Annotated in this window: 14 protein-coding genes and 1 pseudogene; 8 read left to right on the top strand and 7 right to left on the bottom strand. The window is 70.5% G+C overall.

Annotated elements, in window-relative coordinates; all coding sequences use genetic code 11:
- Window positions 1-8: 8 nt before the first annotated feature.
- The gene (locus tag Q2K16_RS32765; protein ID WP_302742602.1) at window positions 9-695 is read left to right on the top strand and encodes a FadR/GntR family transcriptional regulator; all 687 of its coding nucleotides are present in this window, start codon (window positions 9-11) and stop codon (window positions 693-695) included.
- 75 nt (window positions 696-770) lie between these two features.
- Here Q2K16_RS32765 and Q2K16_RS32770 read toward each other — a convergent pair whose 3' ends face one another.
- The 4 genes from Q2K16_RS32770 to Q2K16_RS32785 form a co-directional block, all read right to left on the bottom strand.
- Window positions 771-1028 carry a carbohydrate ABC transporter permease gene (locus Q2K16_RS32770; RefSeq protein WP_302742604.1) on the bottom strand — a complete coding sequence of 86 codons (258 nt, stop codon included), beginning with the start codon at window positions 1026-1028 and terminating at the stop codon, window positions 771-773.
- Between the two features lie 123 nt (window positions 1029-1151).
- Window positions 1152-2132 (bottom strand): GlxA family transcriptional regulator, encoded by a 981-nt coding sequence (locus Q2K16_RS32775; protein ID WP_302742606.1) that lies wholly within the window; start codon window positions 2130-2132, stop codon window positions 1152-1154.
- Window positions 2122-2838, bottom strand: coding sequence for a DJ-1/PfpI family protein (locus tag Q2K16_RS32780; protein ID WP_302742608.1), 717 nt, complete (start codon window positions 2836-2838; stop codon window positions 2122-2124). Before Q2K16_RS32780 ends, Q2K16_RS32775 begins: the two co-directional genes overlap by 11 nt.
- 281 nt (window positions 2839-3119) lie before the next feature.
- Window positions 3120-6263, bottom strand: coding sequence for an AfsR/SARP family transcriptional regulator (locus Q2K16_RS32785; RefSeq protein WP_302742609.1), 3144 nt, complete (start codon window positions 6261-6263; stop codon window positions 3120-3122).
- Between the two features lie 142 nt (window positions 6264-6405).
- Here Q2K16_RS32785 and Q2K16_RS32790 point away from each other — a divergent pair, with 142 nt between their 5' ends.
- Window positions 6406-7365, top strand: coding sequence for a hypothetical protein (locus Q2K16_RS32790; protein WP_302742611.1), 960 nt, complete (start codon window positions 6406-6408; stop codon window positions 7363-7365).
- A 114-nt stretch (window positions 7366-7479) separates the two neighbouring features.
- Here Q2K16_RS32790 and Q2K16_RS32795 read toward each other — a convergent pair whose 3' ends face one another.
- Window positions 7480-11721 (bottom strand): FG-GAP-like repeat-containing protein, encoded by a 4242-nt coding sequence (locus Q2K16_RS32795; RefSeq protein ID WP_302742613.1) that lies wholly within the window; start codon window positions 11719-11721, stop codon window positions 7480-7482.
- Window positions 11722-12213: 492 nt separating this feature from the next.
- Between Q2K16_RS32795 and Q2K16_RS32800 the strand changes: the two genes are divergently transcribed.
- The 4 genes from Q2K16_RS32800 to Q2K16_RS32815 all read left to right on the top strand — a co-directional run bounded on the left by Q2K16_RS32800 (window position 12214) and on the right by Q2K16_RS32815 (window position 14409).
- A complete protein-coding gene (locus tag Q2K16_RS32800; RefSeq protein ID WP_302742614.1) occupies window positions 12214-12507 on the top strand; it encodes a hypothetical protein in 294 nt (97 codons plus the stop codon).
- A gap of 208 nt (window positions 12508-12715) precedes the next feature.
- On the top strand, window positions 12716-13102 hold the full coding sequence (locus Q2K16_RS32805; protein ID WP_302742615.1) for a DUF2267 domain-containing protein: 387 nt from the start codon (window positions 12716-12718) through the stop codon (window positions 13100-13102).
- A gap of 215 nt (window positions 13103-13317) precedes the next feature.
- Complete coding sequence (locus Q2K16_RS32810; protein WP_302742616.1) at window positions 13318-13707, top strand: DUF2267 domain-containing protein; 390 nt, start codon at window positions 13318-13320, stop codon at window positions 13705-13707.
- A gap of 183 nt (window positions 13708-13890) precedes the next feature.
- Window positions 13891-14409, top strand: coding sequence for a DUF4253 domain-containing protein (locus Q2K16_RS32815; RefSeq protein WP_302742618.1), 519 nt, complete (start codon window positions 13891-13893; stop codon window positions 14407-14409).
- Here Q2K16_RS32815 and Q2K16_RS32820 read toward each other — a convergent pair.
- Both Q2K16_RS32820 and Q2K16_RS32825 read right to left on the bottom strand, forming a co-directional pair.
- Entirely contained in the window at window positions 14369-14680 is a 312-nt protein-coding gene (locus tag Q2K16_RS32820; protein WP_302742620.1) for a hypothetical protein, read from the bottom strand. The two genes, Q2K16_RS32815 and Q2K16_RS32820, sit on opposite strands and share 41 nt — an antisense overlap.
- A 94-nt stretch (window positions 14681-14774) precedes the next feature.
- Window positions 14775-15458, bottom strand: a complete 684-nt coding sequence (locus Q2K16_RS32825; protein ID WP_302742621.1) for a TMEM175 family protein — start codon at window positions 15456-15458, stop codon at window positions 14775-14777.
- Window positions 15459-15562: 104 nt separating this feature from the next.
- On the opposite strand from Q2K16_RS32825, the pseudogene Q2K16_RS32830 reads away from it, so the two are divergent.
- A pseudogene (locus Q2K16_RS32830) lies at window positions 15563-16187 on the top strand (IS5 family transposase); the annotation flags it as partial.
- A gap of 218 nt (window positions 16188-16405) precedes the next feature.
- The gene (locus Q2K16_RS32835) at window positions 16406-20338 is read left to right on the top strand and encodes a ThuA domain-containing protein (protein WP_302742622.1); all 3933 of its coding nucleotides are present in this window, start codon (window positions 16406-16408) and stop codon (window positions 20336-20338) included.
- Window positions 20339-20403: the final 65 nt, after the last annotated feature.

Genomic DNA, 20403 nt, shown 5'->3' on the forward strand with positions numbered 1-20403 from the left:
GACAGCTCATGGAGCAGGTACGGCGCACCTCACTGGCTGACCAGGCTGCGCGACTCCTCTTCGAGCGGATCCGCGCGGGGGAGTGGCACCTCGGCGCGAAGCTCCCCGGCGAGACGACGCTGGGCCCCCAGCTCGGCGTCGGCCGATCGACGGTCCGCGAGGCGATCCGGCAACTGGCCGGGCGTGGCGTCCTCGAGACCCGGCAGGGCGCAGGGGTGTTCGTCACGGCGCTCGACGTCAACGAGGACTGGGACCGGGTACTACGACAAGCAGACATCGCCGCCGTCATCGAGGGCCGCATCGCCATCGAGACCGAGGCGGCGTCGCTCGCGGCCCAGCGGCGTACCGCAACCGACATCCGAGCAATGCGACGCGCCCTCGCGCAACGCGTCACCGCAGGGCAGAGCGCTGAGAAGTACGTCGACGCCGACATGGCACTGCACCGCACCGTCGTGGCCGCGGCCCACAACAAGGTCCTGCTGGAACTCTTCGACGGGTTCGTGCCACGGGTCCGCCAGGCGATGATCGACATGCTCGGCCTGCAGCCGGCCGGCACCCCCTGCGACTCCGACGCGGCGGGGAACGACCAACAGGCACATGCCGAACTCGTGCAGGCCGTCATCGACCGCCAGTCAGCCACGGCCGCCCAGCTCAGCCGTACCCACCTCACCTCACTGAAGGCGGCCCTGGTGTGACCGACGCAGCGCCGCCCACCCGATTAGCCTCGCCGTACACCACCGGGCGCTGACCGGTCGATCGGCCACCATTCATCAGGTGGTCAGCGGGGCTCCGATCACTGCACGTTGGCGCGGAGTACCGCGCAGGGCCAGGAGCGCGAGCGTGGCCGAGCGCAGGTTGGGCAGGGTCACGTGCAGGAACTCCCGCCAGGGGCCGGCGCCGTCGACCCGCGCTGCCTCGTACTGCCCCTTGTCGATACCCTGCATCCGGGCCCAGTAGACGAGCATCGCGAACGGGAAGCCGCGCCAGATGTTGACCAGGATGACGGTGAACAGCGCGGCGCCCTCCACAGCTGGCCAGCCAGTGGGGCCTCCTCGCGATCACCGCCACCACTCGGGCACGATAGCCAGCAGGCCGGCGTTCGACGGGTGGACGGTCCCGGAGCACATGCACGGGCGTCGGCCGGTGGGGTTTCACGGCCGGACGGGGTGATCGCCGTCGCCGAAGCCGCGCCGGTAACGGTCCGGGCTGGTGTGCAGGATGCGTTGGAAGTGGGCGCGCAGGGCGGTCGCCGAGCCGTGACCGCTGCGCTCCGCGACGGCTGGCACGGGTAGGTCGGTGGTTTCCAGGAGGCGGCGGGCCAGGTCCAGGCGGCGGCTCTGGAGCCAGGCCAGGGGAGTGGTGCCGGTCTGTTCACGGAAGCGGCGGGTCAGCGTGCGGGTACCCAGCCGGGCGTGGCGGGCGATGTCGGCGACCGTGAGTGCCTCGGCGGCGTGCTCGTCCAGCCAGGCCAACGTGGGTGCCAGTGTCCCAGTGGTGCCTGCCGGGACATGGTCGACGAATTGGGCCTGGTCGCCGTCGCGGCTCGGTGCCATGACCACGAAACCGGCCGTACGGGCGGCGACTGCTGCGCCGTGGTCGCGGCGTACCAGGTGCAGGCACAGGTCGAGGCCGGCCGCGACCCCGGCCGAGGTGAAGACCCGGCCGTCACCGGTGAACAGCGACGCCGCGTCCACCTCGACCGTCGGGTGCCGGCGGCGCAGATCGGCCGCGGCCCACCAGTGGGTGGTGGCACGGCGTCCGTCGAGGAGCCCAGCCTGGGCGAGGACGAACGCCCCGGTGCAGATCGAGACGGTACGCGCGCCACGAGCGGCCGCTGCCCGCAGCACGTCGAGCACCGCCGTCGGAGCCTGCCAGGGCATGGCCACGCCGGGCACGACGATGGTGTCGGCGTCGTGGGCCGCGTCCAGCTCGTACGGTGCCTCGATCCGGTAGTGGCTGATCCCGGACACGCTGGTCCGCACGGCCGGGCGCTGGCCGCAGACCCGGATCTCGTACGGGTAGCCGCCGTCGGCCAGCCGCGTGCTGCCGAAGACCTGGCACGGGACGGCGAGGTCGAACCCGACCACGCCGTCGAGGGCCAGCACCGCGACGACGTGAGATTCAGCGGCCACGGACCGTCCACACGGTGCCCCGCGGCTCGAACTCGAGGACACCGGCGATCGTCACGGCGAAGTCCGGCCCGAACTCGCGGGCCAGCACGTGCAACGCAAGGTCGATGCCGGAGGTGCTGCCGGCCGAGGTGATCAGGTCGCCGTCGTCGACTACCCGGGCGTCCTTGAGCACCGCGCCGCTGTCGGCGAGTTGGTCGCGCACCGTGTGGTGGGTGTTGCACGGTCGTCCGCGGGTGAGGCCGGCGGCGGCCAGCAGCAGTGCTCCTGTGCAGACTGAGCTGATCACCAGGCCGCGGCGGGCGGCCGCCGCGATGCTGCGCGGCAGCTGGCCCTTCTTGATTTCGTGGGCCACGCCGGGCTCGTCGGGGCCGGTGGGTCCGCCGCCGGGTACGAGCAGCAGATCGGTGTCGTCGGTCGACCACCCCTGGCTGACGACGACTCTGGTGCCGCCGAGGGCGTCGACCGTCCGGGGAACCGTGCCGGTGACGTAGTCGACGGTGACGGCTCCGCCGCTGGCGAAACCGGCGATCGTGAATGCCTCGTTCGGCCCGATGAAGTCCTGCTCGGCCACACCGTCGAAGAGCACCATCCGTACCCGGAAGGGCCGGTGCGGCGACCACCGGCGGGCCGCGGTCGCCGGTGTGGCAAGGACAGTCGTGGTGAGGGCGCCAGCCGCGGCGGCGCCGAGCACGGTTCTACGTTGCATGCGACTACTCCTGTGGTCGGTGGTGTGACCAGTTCACCCGCCGGACCGCCGCCGGGAAAGTGGCCCGAGCGCCAACCTCCGCCCGCTTCCCGCCCGGCCACCGGGCACAACCGTCCCGGTTCATCAGTCGCTCACGCCGGCCACGGAGTTCCCCGCCCGGGCCGTCCGATCGAACGACGCCAACCACCGAGGGGCGATCAGGCTCTCCGCCGGCTCTTGCCGGACGTGTCGTCGCAATCACTGCCGTCGATTAGCGTGGTCGACGAGTCGGATGGTGGTGATCAGGTGCGCCAGGAGACGGCGGATTGCGCTGGCAGCGACCCCGACGCGAGGAGCGCGAGCAGCTTGTCGATTCGTTCCGTGCCCGGCTGGTGGCCGGTCACGGCGTGCGACTGGGCCGCCAGCCGGGCGCTGCGCCGGGCGGCGGCCGTGTCACCAGCCCGGTACTCGGCTGCGGCGCGGGCGGCGAGTGCCCGGCCTTCGAGCAGCCGGTAGCCGCACTGCCGTGTGATGGACAGCGCCGCATGGCACCAGGACGGCGCCGCAGGCTCGTCGATTTCGGCGAGGCTGACGGTGATGTCGGCCTCGATGTACCGATCGGCGGTGGTGCGGGCGGTTCTCAGCGCGTCCAGCAGGACGCCGGTTCTCCTGTCGATGATGCCCAGGATGTGGAGGGCCAGCGCTTCGACCCGGGGCTCGACCGGTGCGCGCGCCAAGTCGAGCGCCTGTCGGGCGAGGCTGGCCGCGTGCGGATGGTCGCCACGATCGCCGTGGACCCGCGCCAGCGCACACAGGGTCGTGGCACGGCCGCGACTGCCCGTCTGCTCATGGAGTTCCAGTGCCTCGGTCAGCGTCCGTAGTGCGTCGTCGGACCGGCCGAGCAGGTGATGGACGACGCCCAGGTTGCTCAGGATGAGTGCCCGGCTGGAGGTTGCCCCGCCCTGGTGCGCCAGGGTGAGCGCCGCGTGGTGATGGTCGACGGCTTCGCGGAGCCGTCCGAGGTCCGCGCAGACCAGTCCGAGGTTGTTGTGGTTGACGGCGACGCCCGCGGTCCGGCCGTTGTGCCGGTTGAACTCCAACGCCTGCTCCATGACCCGCAGGGCCTCGCCCGGCTGGCCGGTCATCCGGAAGACCGGTCCCAGGTTGCCCAGCGCGGCGGCCTCGCCGTCGTGCCATCCCGAACGGTTCGCGCACTGCAGCGCCAGCTGATAGTCGTCGATCGCCTCGGGGAACCGTTCCAGCCGCCAGTGCAGGGCGGCGAGACTCAGCCGGGCCGCCGCTTCGGCCTGCTCGTGCCGGTCGGCCCGGGCGGCGGAGAGACCGATCCCCGCGATCTCGGACCATTGCGTGGTGTGCATTCCCAGCCACAGGTACCCGCGCAGCGCGTCCGCCAGCGACCAGGCGACGGTGTGCAGTTCCTGGTGCGCCGCATGGCGTGTCACGGCGACGAGGTTGTGCCGGTGCGCGTCGAGCCAGGCGAGAGCGTCGACATGGGCGGCGAACCGCATCGGTGGACCAGCGGGCTCCGGTAGCCGCGTGGGAACGCGTAACACCTGTGGATACAGCCGGTCGGCTGCGGCGTACACGCTGAAGAGGTACCACGACAGCAGGTCGACCAGGGTTTCCCGATCGTCCTCGATCGTCGCCAGTTCGGTCACGTACCGGCCGAGCAGGTCGTGTGTGCCGAAATGACCAGGCGTGCGCTCCTGGGCCAGGTGCGCGTCGGCGATACGGGCGAGCATGTCCGCCGCCTCGCCGACCGGGCATCTCAGCATCGCGGCTGCCGACTCCGCTGTCACGTCGCAGCCGGGCACCAGGCCGAACAGCCGGTAGAGCCGCTGGAGTCGCGGTGGCAGAGTCTGGTAGGACACGGCGAACGCCGAACGCACCGCCATCTGTTCGTCGTCACGGACGGCCAGCATGGTCAGCGGGTCGCCCGCTCGAAGCCGCGCCAGGTACCCACTGACCCGCTCGTGTGGGCGGCCGTGCAGGTCCGCTGCGGCGATACGCAGGGCCAGCGGCAGGTGTGCGCAGTCATGGGCCAGTTCCGCGAGAGCGTCCCGCTGTTCGGCGACCCGTTGCGCGCCGATGACGCGGGTCAACAGTGCGGTGGCCTCCTGCGGCGCGAGCACGTCCAACGACAGCCGCTGCGCGTCGTGCCGAGCGGCCAGCCCACCGAGGCGGTCACGGCTGGTCACGATCACCAGGCAGCCGGCGCCGCCGGGCAACAGCGGCCGGACGTGCGCGGTGTCGCGGGCGTTGTCGAGGAGGATCAGCACCCGCCGGTCGGCGAGCACGCTGCGGTAGAGATCCGTTGCCTCGTCGAGGTCGTCCGGCACCTGGGTCGGCGGCACACCGAGCGCGCGGAGGCAGCGCGACAACGCGTCCAGCGGTGCCACCGCCGCTCCGGGGGAGTAGCCGCGCAGGTCCAGGAAGAGCTGTCCGTCGTCGAAGAGTGGCCGTAACCGGTGCGCCCACCGGATCGCCAGCGCCGTCTTGCCCACCCCGGCCGTCCCGACGATCGCGACGACCGCCAGGGCGCCGCTGTCCCGAGCCTGGCTCAGCATCGCGTCCATCGCGGCGAGCGCGTCGCCACGTCCGGTGAAGGTGGACAGTCCGGCGGGCAGTTGGGCGGGACGCAGACCGGATCCGGTCGCCCGGACCGGTGACGCGGGACTGCTCGTCGCACACTGTTGCCGCAACACCCGCACGTGGGCCTCCGCGAGCCGTGCTCCCGGCTCGATGCCCAGCTCGTCGGCGAGCAGGCGGCGGATCCGCTCGAACACCCGCAGCGCCTCGGCCTGGTGCCCCGATCCGGCCAGCGCCGTCATCAGCCGCACGGCGAGACCCTCGTGCCACGGGTTCCCGGTCACGAGCTCCCGCAACGGCGCCACCGCGGCGGCGTGCCGACCGAGCGCGAACTCGGCGTCGAACAGGTCCTCGGACGCGGCAAGCCGCTTGTCGTGCAGGCCGGCGGCGGCCGCCGGTACGAACGCGGCGGACGCGCCCGCGAGTGCCGGGCCACGCCACAACGCCAACGCCTGCCGCAACAGGATCGTGGCCCGCTCGTGCTCGCCGGAGTCGGCGTACCGACGCGCCGTTGCGGTCAGCCCGGAGAAGACCACCACATCCAGGTCGTCCCCGGCCAACTCAAGGCGGTATCCCCCAGAATCGGAATAGATTGATTCGGGTATGCCGGCAGCGCGGGTCAGTTGTCGCAACCGGGAGACGCAGACCTGGACCTGCGCCCGTGCGCGGGTGGGCAGGGCTCCGCCCCACAGCGCCTCGGCCAGCTGCTCCGCCGACACCACGACGTTGGCATTGAGCAACAGATACGCCAGGACGGCGCGTTGTTGGGGTCGCCCCAGCGCTACTCGCTCGCCCCGCACCACGGCCTCGACCGGGCCGAGCAAGCGCCATGTCATCCAGCCCCCACATCGATGTATCGATCGCGATTCTATGCGTTGCTGCCAGGGCGGCTATCGGATGGCTAGCCGATGGCAAGCCGGGCCGCGCAGCCTGATGGAGCCGGGCGGACGACCCGGAACATGAGGTGAAGGAGCATCAATGAGACGAAGAATCCGCGCAGCTCTCCTCGCGGTGACGACGCTCGGCATGGTCGTCGCGTCGGTCGGGGTCGCGCAGGCCGACGAACCGTCACAACCGCCGCAGTCGTCACTGCGCGACGCACGGGCCGCCGCCGCGGCGTCGAACGGACTGGGGCACGCCGCGAAGGGCGGGATCGGCACCGCCGCGGCGTGGTTCACCGGCACCGTCGCGGCCGGCGGCACCCAGGGCTGGACCTGGACCAACGCCCCGGCCGACGCCGCCTACGTGGTCGGCTACAACCCGGCCGGCGCCACCACCTCGGCCACGTGCCAGTTCGAGACGATCAGCAGCCGGTACGTCCAACTGTTCGGTGGAGAGCGGCAGTTCCAGTTCACCCTCAAGAACGTCGGCTCGATCGCCTGCGGTGCGACGGTGCAACTCACGGCGGTGACCAGCACGTCCCTGGTCTCGACCGGCGGCGTCAACCCGGGTGGCACCCAGACGCACCTGTGGAACGTCCCCTGGGACACCATCTGGGTGGCCGGTCTCAACCCGAGCGGCGCCACGAGCTCGGCGGCCTGCCAGTTCCAGGTGACGCGCATCTGGACCGTGCAGCCGGGCAGCTCGCTCCGGCAGATCTGGGTCGAGGTCAAGAACGTGGGCACCGTCACCTGCCAGACCGACATCCGGCTCGGCTCCACCACCATCGGGTCGCAGTTCACGATCGGCACCGTGGGCGCTGGCGGCACCTGGTCCACGACCTGGAACAACGCGAATCCCGTCACCTCGGCCTACGTGATCGGCCCGTCGCCCCAGGGCAGCTTCCCCACCTACTGCCAGTTCGAGGTCACGCGCGTGGTCTACCTCCAGCGCATCAACGGTGACGGATCATCCCAACGTCAGATCGCGATGTGGTTCAAGAACCTCAGCACGGTCTCGTGCGGAGGGACGGCCTACCTGCAAACCATCGCGGCCTGATTCGCACCCGTCCCCGCGGTCATCGCTCGACAACCACCGTCGTCGAGCGGTGGCCGCGCCCCCTTCAGGCCCGCCACCTCACGAACCTGATCGCCAGCGGCTGCCCCACCTGACCTAGCGGCGCAGCCAGGCCCGGACCGCGCTGTCGGCACCGACGATCAGGTAGTCGGCCCGGCGGTCGCCGTTCAGGTCGGCCAGGCGGACCTGGTCGCCGGAGGCACCGATACCGGTGGCGATCTCCCCCGCGAGGGTCCACCCGCCGGCGGGATCGTTCAACCAGGCCCGCAGCCGGCCCGCCTCGTCGACGGCCAGGTAGTCGGCGCGGCGGTCACCGTTGACGTCGGCGAAGCGGACCTCGGCATCCGTGACCCCCACCCCGGTGGCGATCTGGCCCAGATCGCCCCAGGGTGCTCCGGAGCCGCCGCGGTTGTTGTGCCAGGCCCGCACCCGGCCCGCGGCATCGACCACCAGGTAGTCGGCCTTGCGGTCACCGTCCACGTCGGCGAACCGTACCTGCGAACCGGCGACGCCCACCCCGGCCGCGATCTCGCCCACGGAGTTCCACACCCACCGGCCGTTGCCGTCCTTCCCGCCGTTGAGCCAGGCCCGGACCCGGCTGGAATCGTCCACGACCAGGTAGTCGACGCGGCCGTCACCGTTGATGTCGGCCAGCCGCACCCGGTCACCGGTCGACCCCACCCCGGGTGCCGCGATGCCCTGGTAGACCCAGCCCCAGTTCTGGTCGCCGTCCCGACCGGCGTTCAGCCACGCCGCGATCCGGCCGGTCTCGTTCACCACCAGGTAGTCCTCGCGGGCGTCCCCGTCCAGGTCGGCGAACCGTACCTGGGCTCCGGGCACGCCGGCCCCGGGAGCGACCGTCCCCTGCCAGGCCCACCGGTCGACGCCGCTGAACCGGTCGTTGAACCAGGCGGTGATCACGCCGTTCTCCCGGATCGTCAGGTAATCGGCCCGGCCGTCCCCGTTGATCTCGGCCACGGCGACCCCGGACCGGGCCACCCCGACACCGGAGGCGATCTCACCCTGGTACGTCCACCCGCCTACTCGGGTGGCGAAGTCGTTGAGCCAGGCCTTGATCCGACCGTTGTCGTCGATGACGAGGTAGTCGTCACGGCCGTCGGCGTTGAGGTCCTTGAGCACCAGCCCGTCCCGGGTAGCTCCGGCGGCGGCGACCTGTCCCTGACCGATCCAGGCCGACCCCGTGCCGCCCCGGTTGTTGAACCAGGCCGTGACCGTGCCCTGGTCGTCGACCACGAGGTAGTCGTCGCGGCCGTCGCCGTCCAGGTCGGCGAACCGCACCCGGTCCCGGGTGGCACCGACGCCGGTGGCGACGACGCCCGCCCCCGTCCAGCGGGAACCGGTGCCGGGCTGGTAGTCGTTGATCCACGCGCTGACCCGCCCGGCGTCGTCGACCACCAGGTAGTCGGCCTTGTGGTCGCCGTTGAGGTCGGCGAAGCGCACCTGGTCGCGGGTCGCGCCCACTCCCGAGGCGACGACGCCGGCGTACTTCCAGCCCCAGCCGTTCGGTCCCGAAGCGTTCAGCCAGCCCGAGACCTGGCCTCCGGCGTCGATGACGAGGTAGTCGTCGCGGCCGTCACCGTCCAGGTCGGCCAGCCGGATGTGGTCCCGGCTCGCTCCGACGCCCGAGGCCACCACGCCGGCCCAGTTCCAGCCGTCGTCGCCACCATCGCCCGGCGACGGCGTCTCGGTGGCACACGCCTTCGCGGTGCCGGACACCGTGGCCGGCGGGGCGATCCAGCGCTCGCGCAGCGCGTCGCCGATCGCCGCCCGCCACGCGGCGGCCATCTTGCCGAACCCGGCGGCGTTCGGGTGGAGGTTGTCGGTCATGTCGGCCGCGGTGACGGCGGACATGTCGACCGTCCGCACGTACCTGCCCCGCGCGCGCAGGTCCGCCACGATCCCCGGGATCTGCCGGTTGTAGTTCTGCACCCGCGCGTTGACGGCCGGATCCTTGGACAGGATCAGGGTCGCCACCAGCACGGTGGTCTCCGGGGCCTGATCGAACACGTCCTCGATCAGGCCGCGCAGGCGTTGCGGGGCCCCCTCGGCGTGCTCGGGGCTGCGCATATCGTTGGTGCCGAGGTGCAGGGTCACCACGTTCGGGCGGTAGGACGGGATCGAACAGCTCGTCGCCAGCTTGTCGATCTGGTCGATCCGCCAGCCGGGGTGGCCCTCGTGGTCGGGGTCGGCGAAGTCGCCCTGGCGCATGGAGCCGACGAAGTCGAGCGAGGTCGTCACCGACTGTAGGGAGTCGAACAGTTCGCGCCGGTACCCGTTGTTCCCGGCCGCGCCGACGCCGTAGGTGATGGAGTCGCCCAGCGGCATCAACCTGAGGTCGGTGCTGGGATTGGAGCGTGGCGGCAGCCGGGTGGGGCGCGGCAGCGGGTCGGGGCCCGGCGGGTTCGTCGGCCCCGGGCCCGGGGCCGGGCTGCGCGGACCGATGCGCCAACGTTGGGAGTGGCTGTCGTCGCAGACGGCGGCGACGGCCGGGGCCTCGGCCCGGTCCGAGGCCTCCAGGCACAGGTGGGTGGCCTCGTTGCGGAACGTCACCTCGGTCGGGAGGTCCGAGTCGTCCGGTTGCGAGTCGGCGACGTACTCCACCCGCCAGCGGTGCCCCTCGCCGTCGTTGGTGGACCCCGGGTCGTCGCAGCGGTAGACCACCGCCTGCTTGGGCTGCGCGTCGTCGTCGCTCTGGTAGACGTCCAGGCAGTCCTGGGTGGCGTGCTCGGGCCGCAGCCGGACGAGGTTGTCCGCCGGGTCCACGGTCTCGAGCCGCCAACGCTGGTTGCTGACGTCCCGGGGCGGATAGGTGATCACGGGAGCGTCGTCCCCCGACAACCCCCGGAAGACGTCGAGGTAGCTGCCGGAGGCGACGGACTGGATCGTCTGGTTGGTGACCGTCGTCTCCCACTGGCTCTCGGGGATGCGGGCGGCGACCTCCCAGATCCGCTGCGGCCTCTTGTCCGGGTCGCAGTACTCGGTGACCATCCGCTGGCCCTCGAGTTCGGGCATGCTCAGGCAGGCGTCCGGGTACGAGACGTTGCGCCACATGGCCGGGCCGCCCTCCGCCGGCGGGTCCTCGATCGCCCACCGGGCCCCCGGTTCGTCGCAGTCCACCGGCAGCACCGGGTTCAGTGTCCGGTCCTCCAGCGGCTTCTCCATGCCCACGCACTGTTTCGTGCGGCGGTTGCGCAGGACGTTCCAGAAGTCCTCGGCGAGCAGGTGCTCGAACACCTGGTTCTCGTTGTTCTGCCGCCGGTAGGCGACGAAGGTGCCGTTGGCGGTCTGATCCAGGAACTCGCCGTGATCGCTGCGGATCAACACCGGGTTGACGTGGATCGGCCGAACCGGCGCCGGCGGGGTGCGTACCGTGTTGTAGAAGACCGGGCGGTGGTCCGACCGTGGTGTGTCGGGCGACCAGGCGACGAGACGCAGGCCGGGAACGTTGCTGATCGCGTAGTCGAGTTCGGTCCGGCTACCCGTGCGGGAGTCGACGTGGGTCCACTGTCCGGTGCGGAAGAGATTCTCGTTCGGCTCGAGGTGCAGGCTCTGGTCCTCCGCCTCCGCGGTGGTGCGGTTGATGATGTTGACGTTGTAGTCACCGGCGATCACGTAAGTCTGCCCGGGCCCCATTCGGGCCCGTGCCCGGGCCAGCAGGTCCTGCACGTCGCTGCCGCGCGCGTGGACGTTGAAGTACCAGACGGTGCCGAACCGGAGCCCCAGCAGCGGCCGGAAGCGGTAGGCGTCCGGGTCGCCCGTGACGGGGTCCGCCCGGAAGCGGGGGTTCTCGACGACCATCACGTCGTCGGCGGGCTGGTCGGTGATCGTGACGAGGTTGACCCGGCCACCCTCCCAGAGCATCTCGTTGGTGCTCTCGATCCACTGGGGGTCGGTCTGGAAGAAGTAGACGTGGTGCCGGGGGCCGCGAGTGGAGCCCTGCGGGGCCCACTGGGAGTGCTGCACGTACTGGACGCCGCGGGGCACGCTCGGCCGTCGGATCGGTATGTCCTCCACTTCCCCGTTGAAGGGAATGGGGAGGCTCGGTCCGGCCTCCTGGATCATGACCACCGGGAAGCGGGCCGCCATGTCAGCGACCTGGTGGCTCCACCGGTTGCCGTTGTCGCTGCCCTGCATGTTGTAGCTGACGAAGGGCGACAGGCCGTTGGGGTCGACGGCGTGTGCCGGCGCGCCACCGCCGATCGCCACGGCGAAACCGGCCAGCAGGGCGGCGACCAGACCGACCGCCAGACTGCGACGGGACGCGCGGTGCGGCCGGCCGGTTCGGGCCGACGTCGATGGACGCTGGGACGACGACATGGAGGCCTCCGCCTGCCGGGCCGGTCACGGACGGCCACCCGGTCGGCGCTCCTGCGCCGTCGCGGGGAAGGCGGACGGCGGGGGCCGGCGCGGTTCCCTGCCGCCGGCGAGTGTATCGCTCGTCGCGTGGTCAAGGTGACCGGCAAGGGTCGGCTCAGTGACTGTCGCCGGCCCGCTGCCGTCCTGCTTCGTTGCCGGTGCCGTCGCCTACCTGGTCGGCGGTGGCGCGACCTACCTGGTGCTGTGACTCTTCGGCCTGGTCGTCCGGCGCGACACCCGCCGACTGACACTCGACCTGTGGCGGCAGTGGACCTACCGCTGGAACGCCACCCCCGGAGATGCTGTTCAGAGAGATGCACCATCACGCGTGGCCAGTTCCCGCGCCTCGTGGTACGACGACTCAGGCACACCGGGTTCACCGGGGAGGGGTTGCTGTTCCGGCCGGTGCGGGTTTTGGCCACAATGGATGGAACGCACTCCGAAGGGACCCCCGTGAAACGCCGACTTCTGTCCGTACTGACGATCGCGGCTGTCAGCCTCACCGGCGCGGCCGTGGTGGCCGCGCCGGCCCATGCCAGCGACGCGCCCGGCTTCGTCTGCAACCTGACGCAGAACACCTGGCTGCGGGCTGCACCGCACGGCTACGTCCTGCGTACCCTGACCGCCGGTCGCGGGTTCCGCGCGCACGCGGGCTGGGGCGAGGACAACGACAACTGGGTCTACGGCCACGGCGCCGAGGACCCGTCGCTGGATGGCTGGGTCCCGCTGGGCAACACCACCTGCTGAGCGGACACGACTGGGCGGATCTTCTGGAGCCACCCGCCTGGATGCTCCTGCCATGGCGCCCGGCCGTGCCGTGCGCGTGCCGCAAGTGCCGGCTGGCCCTCAGCAAGGGTGGCCTGCCCAGGTCGCGCGTGAGTGACTTGGGCCATCGCTCGTTTGTGCCGGGTAGCTGAGGGTAGCCAGGCCTGTCCGGGACGGGAAGGGCGGGGGCATGGTTGAGCTGAAGTTCTTCGACAAGGTGGCGGCACGGGCGGGCGTTTCGCCGGACACGGCGCAATCCCTGACCGTGGCCACCCTGCGTACCCTCACGGAGCGGATCAGCGGCGGGGAGGCGGCGGACCTGGCCGACCGCGTGGCGTACGAGCTACGCCAGTTCATGCTCAAGGGCACGGACGAACCGGAAGTTTTCGGTTACGACGAGTTTCTGCGGCGGGTGTCGGACCGCGCGGGGGTGGAGCGCGGCGTCGCCGAGCGCGGCGTGCGGGCCGTACTGCAGACCTTGCACCGCGTGGTCGGGCACGGCGAGTTCGAGGATGCGATGGCGCAACTGCCGGAGGACCTCCGGGCCCTGGCCCGGCCGGTGCCCCGCGGGCCATGACCGGTACCGGCTCTGGTTGGCGGCCGTTTCGCAAGATGTTCCTCCGGTAAGTGGCTCGTAGCCTCGTCACCTCACGGAGTCCTGGGACGTATGTGAGGCCGCCGGCGCGCGGTGGCGCGGGAAGCGCGCCCGCAGGTACCTGGGAAGGCAGAGTCGAGAACGATGCCGGTCGCGGACATCTGCGATATGCCCCAATTAGTCGGGAAGGAGAAGCCGTGAACGTCGCCGAGTTTCTCGAATCGGTGCGGAGGCAGGCGGGACTGCCATCGACGGAGGCGGCGAACGTCATCCGAGCCACGCTAACGACGCTGGCGGAACGGATCAGTGGCGGCGAGGCCCGCGATCTGGCCGCGCAACTTCCCGAGGAGTATCGAGGGTACCTGCACAAGGAAGTGGAGTTCGCCGAAACTCTCGATCGTGTGGAATTCCTGAACGAGGTGCGGACGCGGGCAGGATTGGATGACCAGCGGGCGGTTGAAGGTGCTCGCGCGGTACTGATGACCCTGCGCGAGGCAATGAGCGCCGACGCATTCGAGAACCTGGACTCCGAGCTGTCGGAGGACATTCGGCAGCTGTTTCATCCGGTGGGCCGAGTCTGGGCTTGACACGAGCCAGACCCTGGGCCGAGCGACGGGACAGCCCATGTCCTCAGGATGTGGATGGGGCCGCCGCTACACCACGGCCCGTCCGCCGCAGAAGTCGCCGAGCTGCGTCGGGCGGCGCAGTCCGTGGATCCGTGGCCGGTGTTCGGGCGGTACCGCGTCGACGAGCCACAGCACCATGCGGACGTGGAGCGCTACGTGTGGGCGTTCCTGGGTGAGGAGATGGTCGCCCCGGCGATGGAGCAGTTGGGGCTACCGACCACCGCGAAGGCGCTGGCCCGGTGGACCTACGACATCCTTCTCGCCAATCCGCACCTCGCTGCCCGGGTGGTCCACGGCTACGAGCACCTGATCGGTACCCGGCAGTGGCACACGTTCTCCGGGGTGCAGTTGGTGCTTCTGCCGACGACGTCGCAGTGGCTGGCTCCCGCCTGGCTGCAGTACCACGGGACGCCCTCCGGGAACGGCGTTGCGGCGTGGGCGGCGGCGATGCGGCAGTGGGAGCAGCGGTGGGGCGCCGCCCTCATCGCCGCCTGGGGCACCATGCGGCAGTTCACCGCGCAACGCCAGCCGCCATCCGGTCCGCAGGCATGGGAACTCGCCGGCCAGTTGATGGCTGTCGGCGGCAGCCTGCAGTGCCAACAGTGGCAGCTCGCGATCGCTCTCACCCGCAGTGACGCCTGGTTCCTGCACGACCGCCCCTGAACGGTGCTTTCTCACCGGACAGCGGCGTGAGGACACCGAAGGCCGCGCTGATCAGCTTGAAGATCGGGCCGTCGAGGTATGGGTGGGCGACGATTGCGGTGAGCTGCACGGTGCTGTAGAGCGCGACGACGACCACGGCCGCCATGACGGGCGCTGGTGCTGGCTGCCGGAGGGCTGCGGCTGCGCTCAGCTCGAGGTTGTCACCGGCGGGGACGGGAGAGCCGGTGGGCGTGTCGCTGGGGACGACGCTGCTGCGGTGGCTGCGCGACATGAGTGTCGGGTCGAGCGAGTTGCCTGGACATGATTATCTACCTGTTTGCTGGTTGGTCAGCTTCCGGGCCGTCTTCGAGCCGGTTGCCTGACCGTCAGCTCCCCGATTCCGGGTTGCGATGCGCGGTCCGGCGGATAAGAGGCAGCTGGTACAGGCCGGCGCTGGTGACGGCGTAGAACACCGGCAGCACGACGAAGATCACCAGGCCGGCGAGCGGTGCGACCAGGTACCCGACGAACCCTGCGGCGGCATAGAGGATGACCCCGACGAGTGCCCGCACCCGCTCGGCGGAAAAGTGCCGCTCACTCCCCTCCTTCTGAAGCAGGTCTTCGCGCCGGGCCAAGTAATAGAAGAACGCCAACCAACTCGCGCAGAGCAGCGCGCCGATCAGTGCGTAGAAGGCGACGGCTACGCGTTGGTCGTGCTGGTCGTGCTCCTGAAGCGCCTCGGAGACGGCGGCGGTCGGGAACGGCAGCAGCGCGGTGGTGAACAGGACCAGGAGGTTCACCCAGTGCAGGCCCCGGTCACTCTCCTTGATCCGATTGAACGCGGCCTTGTGGTTCAGCCAGACGATGGCCACGTAGGTGTACGAGGCGAGATAGGCGAGGTAACCCGGCCACTGCTGCAGCAGCCCGGACAGCAGGCGACCGGGCGGTACGTCCGGCACCCGCAGATCCAGCACGAGCAGCGTGATGATGATGGCGAAGACGGCATCGCTGAACGAGATGGCACGGCTGGTGTCCGACCGGGTGCCGATGTCGTCGGTTGGCCTGCTCACGGCCGGTGCCTACCCGCCAACGCCCACGATAACCAGATCCTCGCAACCGACCCGGGTCTGGCAGCAGATCGTGACCGGATTGCAGACCTGTGCCGACGCGGGATGTCAGCGTGGACTCCACCATCGCTCGGGCCCGCCAGCACGCCGCCGGCGCACGTCGGTGCCCGCAGCAGCAGGCCGAACCGCCGGGCGGGGTGGCGACAGAGCCAACCGACCACGCCCTCGGGCGTTCCCGCGGCGGGTGGACCACCAAGCTGCACCAGGCGTGTGAGCACGGTGGCAAGCCGCTGTCGATGCTGCTGAGTGCCGGGCATCGCGGTGACAGCCCCCAGTTCACTGCGGTGCTGCCTGGTATCCGTGTACCTCGACTCGGCACCGGCCGCCCCCGGGTGCGACCGGACCGAGTCATCGCCGACCGTGCCTACACCTCCCGCGCTAACCGCGCCCACCTGCGCCGTTGTGGAATCAAGGCCTGCATCCCCAGCAAGATCGACCAGGACGCGCATCGCCGTGCCAGAGGCACCGCAAGCGGCCGGCCACCCGCCTTCGATCCTGAGGTCTACCGGCAGCGCCACGCCGTCGAGTGCGGCATCAACCGACTCAAGCACCACCTGGGCTTGGCCACCCGATACGGCTGGCCGTCCGCTACGAAGTCACCATCCACTCACCGCCATCAACGAGTGGCTACACGCACTTCGAGACGCTGCCCTTTCCGGGACGTTCGGGTAGGCCAGCCTTGCCTAACCCGCCGGTTCGCGGCCCGAGAACCGTTATCCGATCTTGGCGAGCGCAGTCGCCCCTGACCTGAGGAGATAGCGCTCTCTCGGATGATGGTGAAGTCCTTGACGCGCCGGTGATCCGAACGTAACGATACATTCGCATGTCTCGTTCCCCTGCCCGGCGTGATCGGCGCACGCCAACCCCCGCACCGCGAAAGGACCCCCACCGTGCGCAGATCCCTGAGATCGTGGCTCGGCGTCGCACTGAGCGCGATCCTCGTGGCGAGCGGCATCGTCGCCTCCCCACCCACCGCCAGCGCCGCACCGTTCACCGTGCTGGTGTTCAGCAAGACCGCCGGATTCCGGCACGGCTCCATCACCCCCGGCATCGCGGCCATCCAGCAGCTCGGTGCCGCCAACGGCTTCACCGTCGAGGCCACCGAGGACGCCACCCAGTTCACCGACGCCAACCTGGACCGGTTCGCCGCGGTGATCTGGCTGTCCACCACCGGTGACGTGCTCAACGCCACCCAGCAGGCCGCGTTCGAGCGCTACATCACCGGCGGCGGCGGGTACGTGGGCGTGCACGCCGCCTCCGACACCGAGTACGACTGGCCGTGGTACGGCGGGTTGGTCGGGGCGTACTTCGCCTCGCACCCGGCCGAGCAGACCGTCACGGTCAAGGTGGCCGACCAGGTGCACCCGTCCACCGCCGGGCTGCCGCAGCGGTGGAGCCGGTTCGACGAGCTGTACAACTACCGGACCAACCCCCGGGGCACCGCGCACGTCCTGGCCACCCTGGACGAGACCACCTACACCGGCGGCAGCATGGGGGCCGACCACCCGATCTCCTGGTGCCAGAACTACTCCGGCGGCCGGGCCTGGTACACGGGCCTGGGCCACACCGACGCGTCGTACTCCGAGGCGAACTTCCGCCAGCACCTGCTCGGCGGCATCCGGACCGCGGCAGGCGCTGTCGACGCCGACTGCGGACCGACCGTCACCAGCAGTTTCCAGCAGGTGGAGCTGGCCAAGGGCGCGGCCGAGACCGGTGAGCCGATGAGCCTCACCGTCCTGCCGGACCGGGGCGTGCTGCACACCTCCCGCAACGGCGTGATCCGGCACACCGACGCCGCCGGTAACACCAGGGTCGCCGGCACCATCCCGGTCTACACCGGTGACGAGGAGGGCCTACAGGGCATCAAGGCCGACCCCAACTTCGCCACCAACCGTTGGGTGTACGCCTACTACGCGCCTCCGCTGAGCACACCGGGCGGCGGCGCGCCCGCCACCGGCACCCCCGCCGACTTCGCCGTGTGGGACGGCGTCAACCGGCTGGCCCGGTTCACCGTCAACGCGGACAACACCATCAACCTGGCCAGCGAGACGCTGATCCTGAACGTCCCGACCAGCCGGGGCATGTGCTGCCACGTCGGCGGTGACATGGACTTCGACGCCGCGGGCAACCTCTACCTGTCCACCGGCGACGACACCAACCCGTTCGACTCGGCCGGCTTCACCCCGATCGACGAGCGGTCCGGCCGCAACCCGGCGTTCGACGCGCAGCGCACCTCGGCGAACAGCAACGACCTGCGCGGCAAGGTCCTGCGGATCAAGCCGAGCGCGGCTGGCGGGTACACCATCCCGGCCGGAAACATGTTCGCCCCCGGCACCGCCCGGACCCGTCCGGAGATCTACGCGATGGGCTTCCGCAACCCGTTCCGGATGAGTGTGGACAAGGCCACCGGCATCGTCTACCTCGGTGACTACGGTCCCGACGCGGGCACCGCCGACCCGAACCGGGGGCCGGCGGGCAACGTGGAGTTCGCCCGGATCGACCGGCCCGGCTTCTACGGCTGGCCGTACTGCACGGCCCGCAACGACGCGTACAACGACTACACCTTCCCGTCCGGGCCGTCCGGGCCGAAGTTCGACTGCGCGGGCGGACCGGTCAACAACTCGCCGAACAACACCGGCATCACCCAGCTGCCCCCGGCCATCCCGGCCTGGCTGCCGTACGGCGGCTCCGGTTCGCCGCCGGAGTTCACCGGCGGCGGCCTGTCGCCGATGGGCGGCCCGGTCTACCGGTACGACCGCACCAACACCTCGCCCGTGGCGTTCCCCGAGTACTACGACGGCACCTACTTCGCCGGCGAGTTCGGCCGCCGCTGGATCAAGAACATCAAGCTCGACTCGACCGGCCAACCACTGAAGATCAACCCGTTCCCGTGGACCGGTACCCAGGTCATGGACATGGAGTTCGGACCGGACGGCGCGCTCTACGTGCTCGACTACGGCACCGGCTGGTTCAACGGCGACGCCAACTCGGCGCTCTACCGCATCGAGTACGCCCGCGAGGGCAGAGCACCCATCGCGAAGGTGTCCGCCACTCCGACCAGTGGCACGGCTCCGCTGACCGTCGCCTTCTCCTCGGCCGGCACCCTCGACCCGGACGGTGACCCGTTCACCTACGCCTGGGACTTCGACAACAACGGCACCACCGACTCGACCGCGGCGAACCCGAGCTTCACGTACACCACGAACGGAACCCGCAGCCCGACGCTGACGGTCCGGGACACCACCGGCAAGACGGCTACCGCGAGCGTTGTCGTCACCGTCGGCAACAGCGCCCCGGTGGTCACCGTGAACACCCCGTTGAACGGGCAGACCTTCAATTTCGGGGACGCGATCCCGTTCTCCGTCACGGTCACCGACGCCCAGGACGGCACGATCAACTGTGCCCGGGTCAAGGTGAACTACGTCCTCGGCCACGACTCGCACGGCCATCAGCTCGGCAGCGTGCAGGGTTGCACCGGGGTCATCCAGACCTCGGCCGACGGCGAGCACGACACGGCGGCGAACATCTTCGGCATCATCGACGCCGAGTACACCGACCTGGGCGGCGGTGGCCAGCCGGCGCTGACCACGCACACCCAGGCGGTCCTGCAGCCCCGGGTCCGCCAGGCCGAGCACTTCGGTGACTCGTCCGGCATCCAGATCGTCAGCGGGGCGGCCGGGCACGGTGGCGCCGCCGTCGGCTACGTCGACAACAACGACTGGATCTCGTTCCGTCCGTACAACCTGGCCGGTATCCAGTCGTTCAGCGCCCGGGTCGGTGCCCCCGCCGGCGGGGGCGGCACCCTGGAACTGCGGGTCGACTCACCCACCGGGCCGCTGGTCGGCTCGGCCACGGTGACGCCGACCGGCGGGTACGCGAACTTCGCCACGGTCACCGGCGGGGTCACCGCCCCGACCGGCACCCGCACGCTGTTCCTGGTCTTCAAGGGCACCGGACCGTACTTCGACATCGACGAGTTCACCCTCTCCACCAGCCCGGGCGGGCCGGGGCCGGACCCGGACCCCGGAACGGGCGCCAACCTGGCCCGGGGCAAGCCGGCGCGGGCGTCCAGCTTCGAGGGCGCGTTCGTCGCGGCCAACGCGTTCGACGGCGAGGCCGGCACCCGGTGGGGCAGCGCGTTCGGTGATCCGCAGTGGATCGACGTGGACCTCGGCACCAGCTACTCCATCAACCGGGTCAAGCTGACCTGGGAGGCGGCGTACGGCAGTGGTTACCAGATCCAGACGTCACCGGACGGGGTCAACTTCACCACGATCCGTACGGTGACCGGCGGCGACGGCGGTGTGGACGACCTGACCGGGCTCAGCGGCTCCGGCCGCCACGTCCGGCTCCTCGGCACCGGCCGGGGAACCGCCTGGGGCTACTCGCTGTTCGAGTTCGAGGTGTATGGCGGCGGCACCGGTGGCCCGACCGGCGGCAACCTGCTGCTGAACAAGCCGGCGACGACGTCCAGCAACGAGGGTGCCGACGTGACCGGTGCCCAGGCGGTGGACGGCAGCCTCACCACCCGCTGGTCGAGCACCTTCTCCGACCCGCAGTGGATCAGGGTCGACCTCGGCAACGCCACCGCGATCGGCCGGGTCAAGCTGAGCTGGGAGGCGGCCTACAGCAGCGCGTACCAGATCCAGACCTCGAACGACGGCACCACCTGGACCACCGTCAAGACGGTGACCGGCGCCGACGGCGGGGTCGACGAGCACACCGGGCTCAACGCCAACGGCCGCTACCTGCGGATCTACGGCACCGCCCGGGGCACCGGCTATGGCTACTCCCTGTGGGAACTGGAGGCGTACGGAAGCTGAACCACCACCGATGACGTGGCCGGCACGGTCCTCTGTGCCGGCCACGCCCGTCCTCAGCAGGCTCG

This window comes from Micromonospora cynarisoli (assembly GCF_030518815.1).
GTDB lineage: Bacteria > Actinomycetota > Actinomycetes > Mycobacteriales > Micromonosporaceae > Micromonospora > Micromonospora wenchangensis.

What these genes read in the sequence shown, in the direction of transcription:
- Q2K16_RS32765 (WP_302742602.1), top strand. Translation starts at nt 9, where the DNA reads ATGGAGCAGGTACGGCGCACCTCACTGGCTGACCAGGCTGCGCGACTC.
- Q2K16_RS32780 (WP_302742608.1), bottom strand. Translation starts at nt 2,838, where the DNA reads ATGCAACGTAGAACCGTGCTCGGCGCCGCCGCGGCTGGCGCCCTCACC.
- Q2K16_RS32785 (WP_302742609.1), bottom strand. Translation starts at nt 6,263, where the DNA reads ATGACATGGCGCTTGCTCGGCCCGGTCGAGGCCGTGGTGCGGGGCGAG.
- Q2K16_RS32790 (WP_302742611.1), top strand. Translation starts at nt 6,406, where the DNA reads ATGAGACGAAGAATCCGCGCAGCTCTCCTCGCGGTGACGACGCTCGGC.
- Q2K16_RS32795 (WP_302742613.1), bottom strand. Translation starts at nt 11,721, where the DNA reads ATGTCGTCGTCCCAGCGTCCATCGACGTCGGCCCGAACCGGCCGGCCG.
- Q2K16_RS32805 (WP_302742615.1), top strand. Translation starts at nt 12,716, where the DNA reads ATGGTTGAGCTGAAGTTCTTCGACAAGGTGGCGGCACGGGCGGGCGTT.
- Q2K16_RS32820 (WP_302742620.1), bottom strand. Translation starts at nt 14,680, where the DNA reads ATGTCGCGCAGCCACCGCAGCAGCGTCGTCCCCAGCGACACGCCCACC.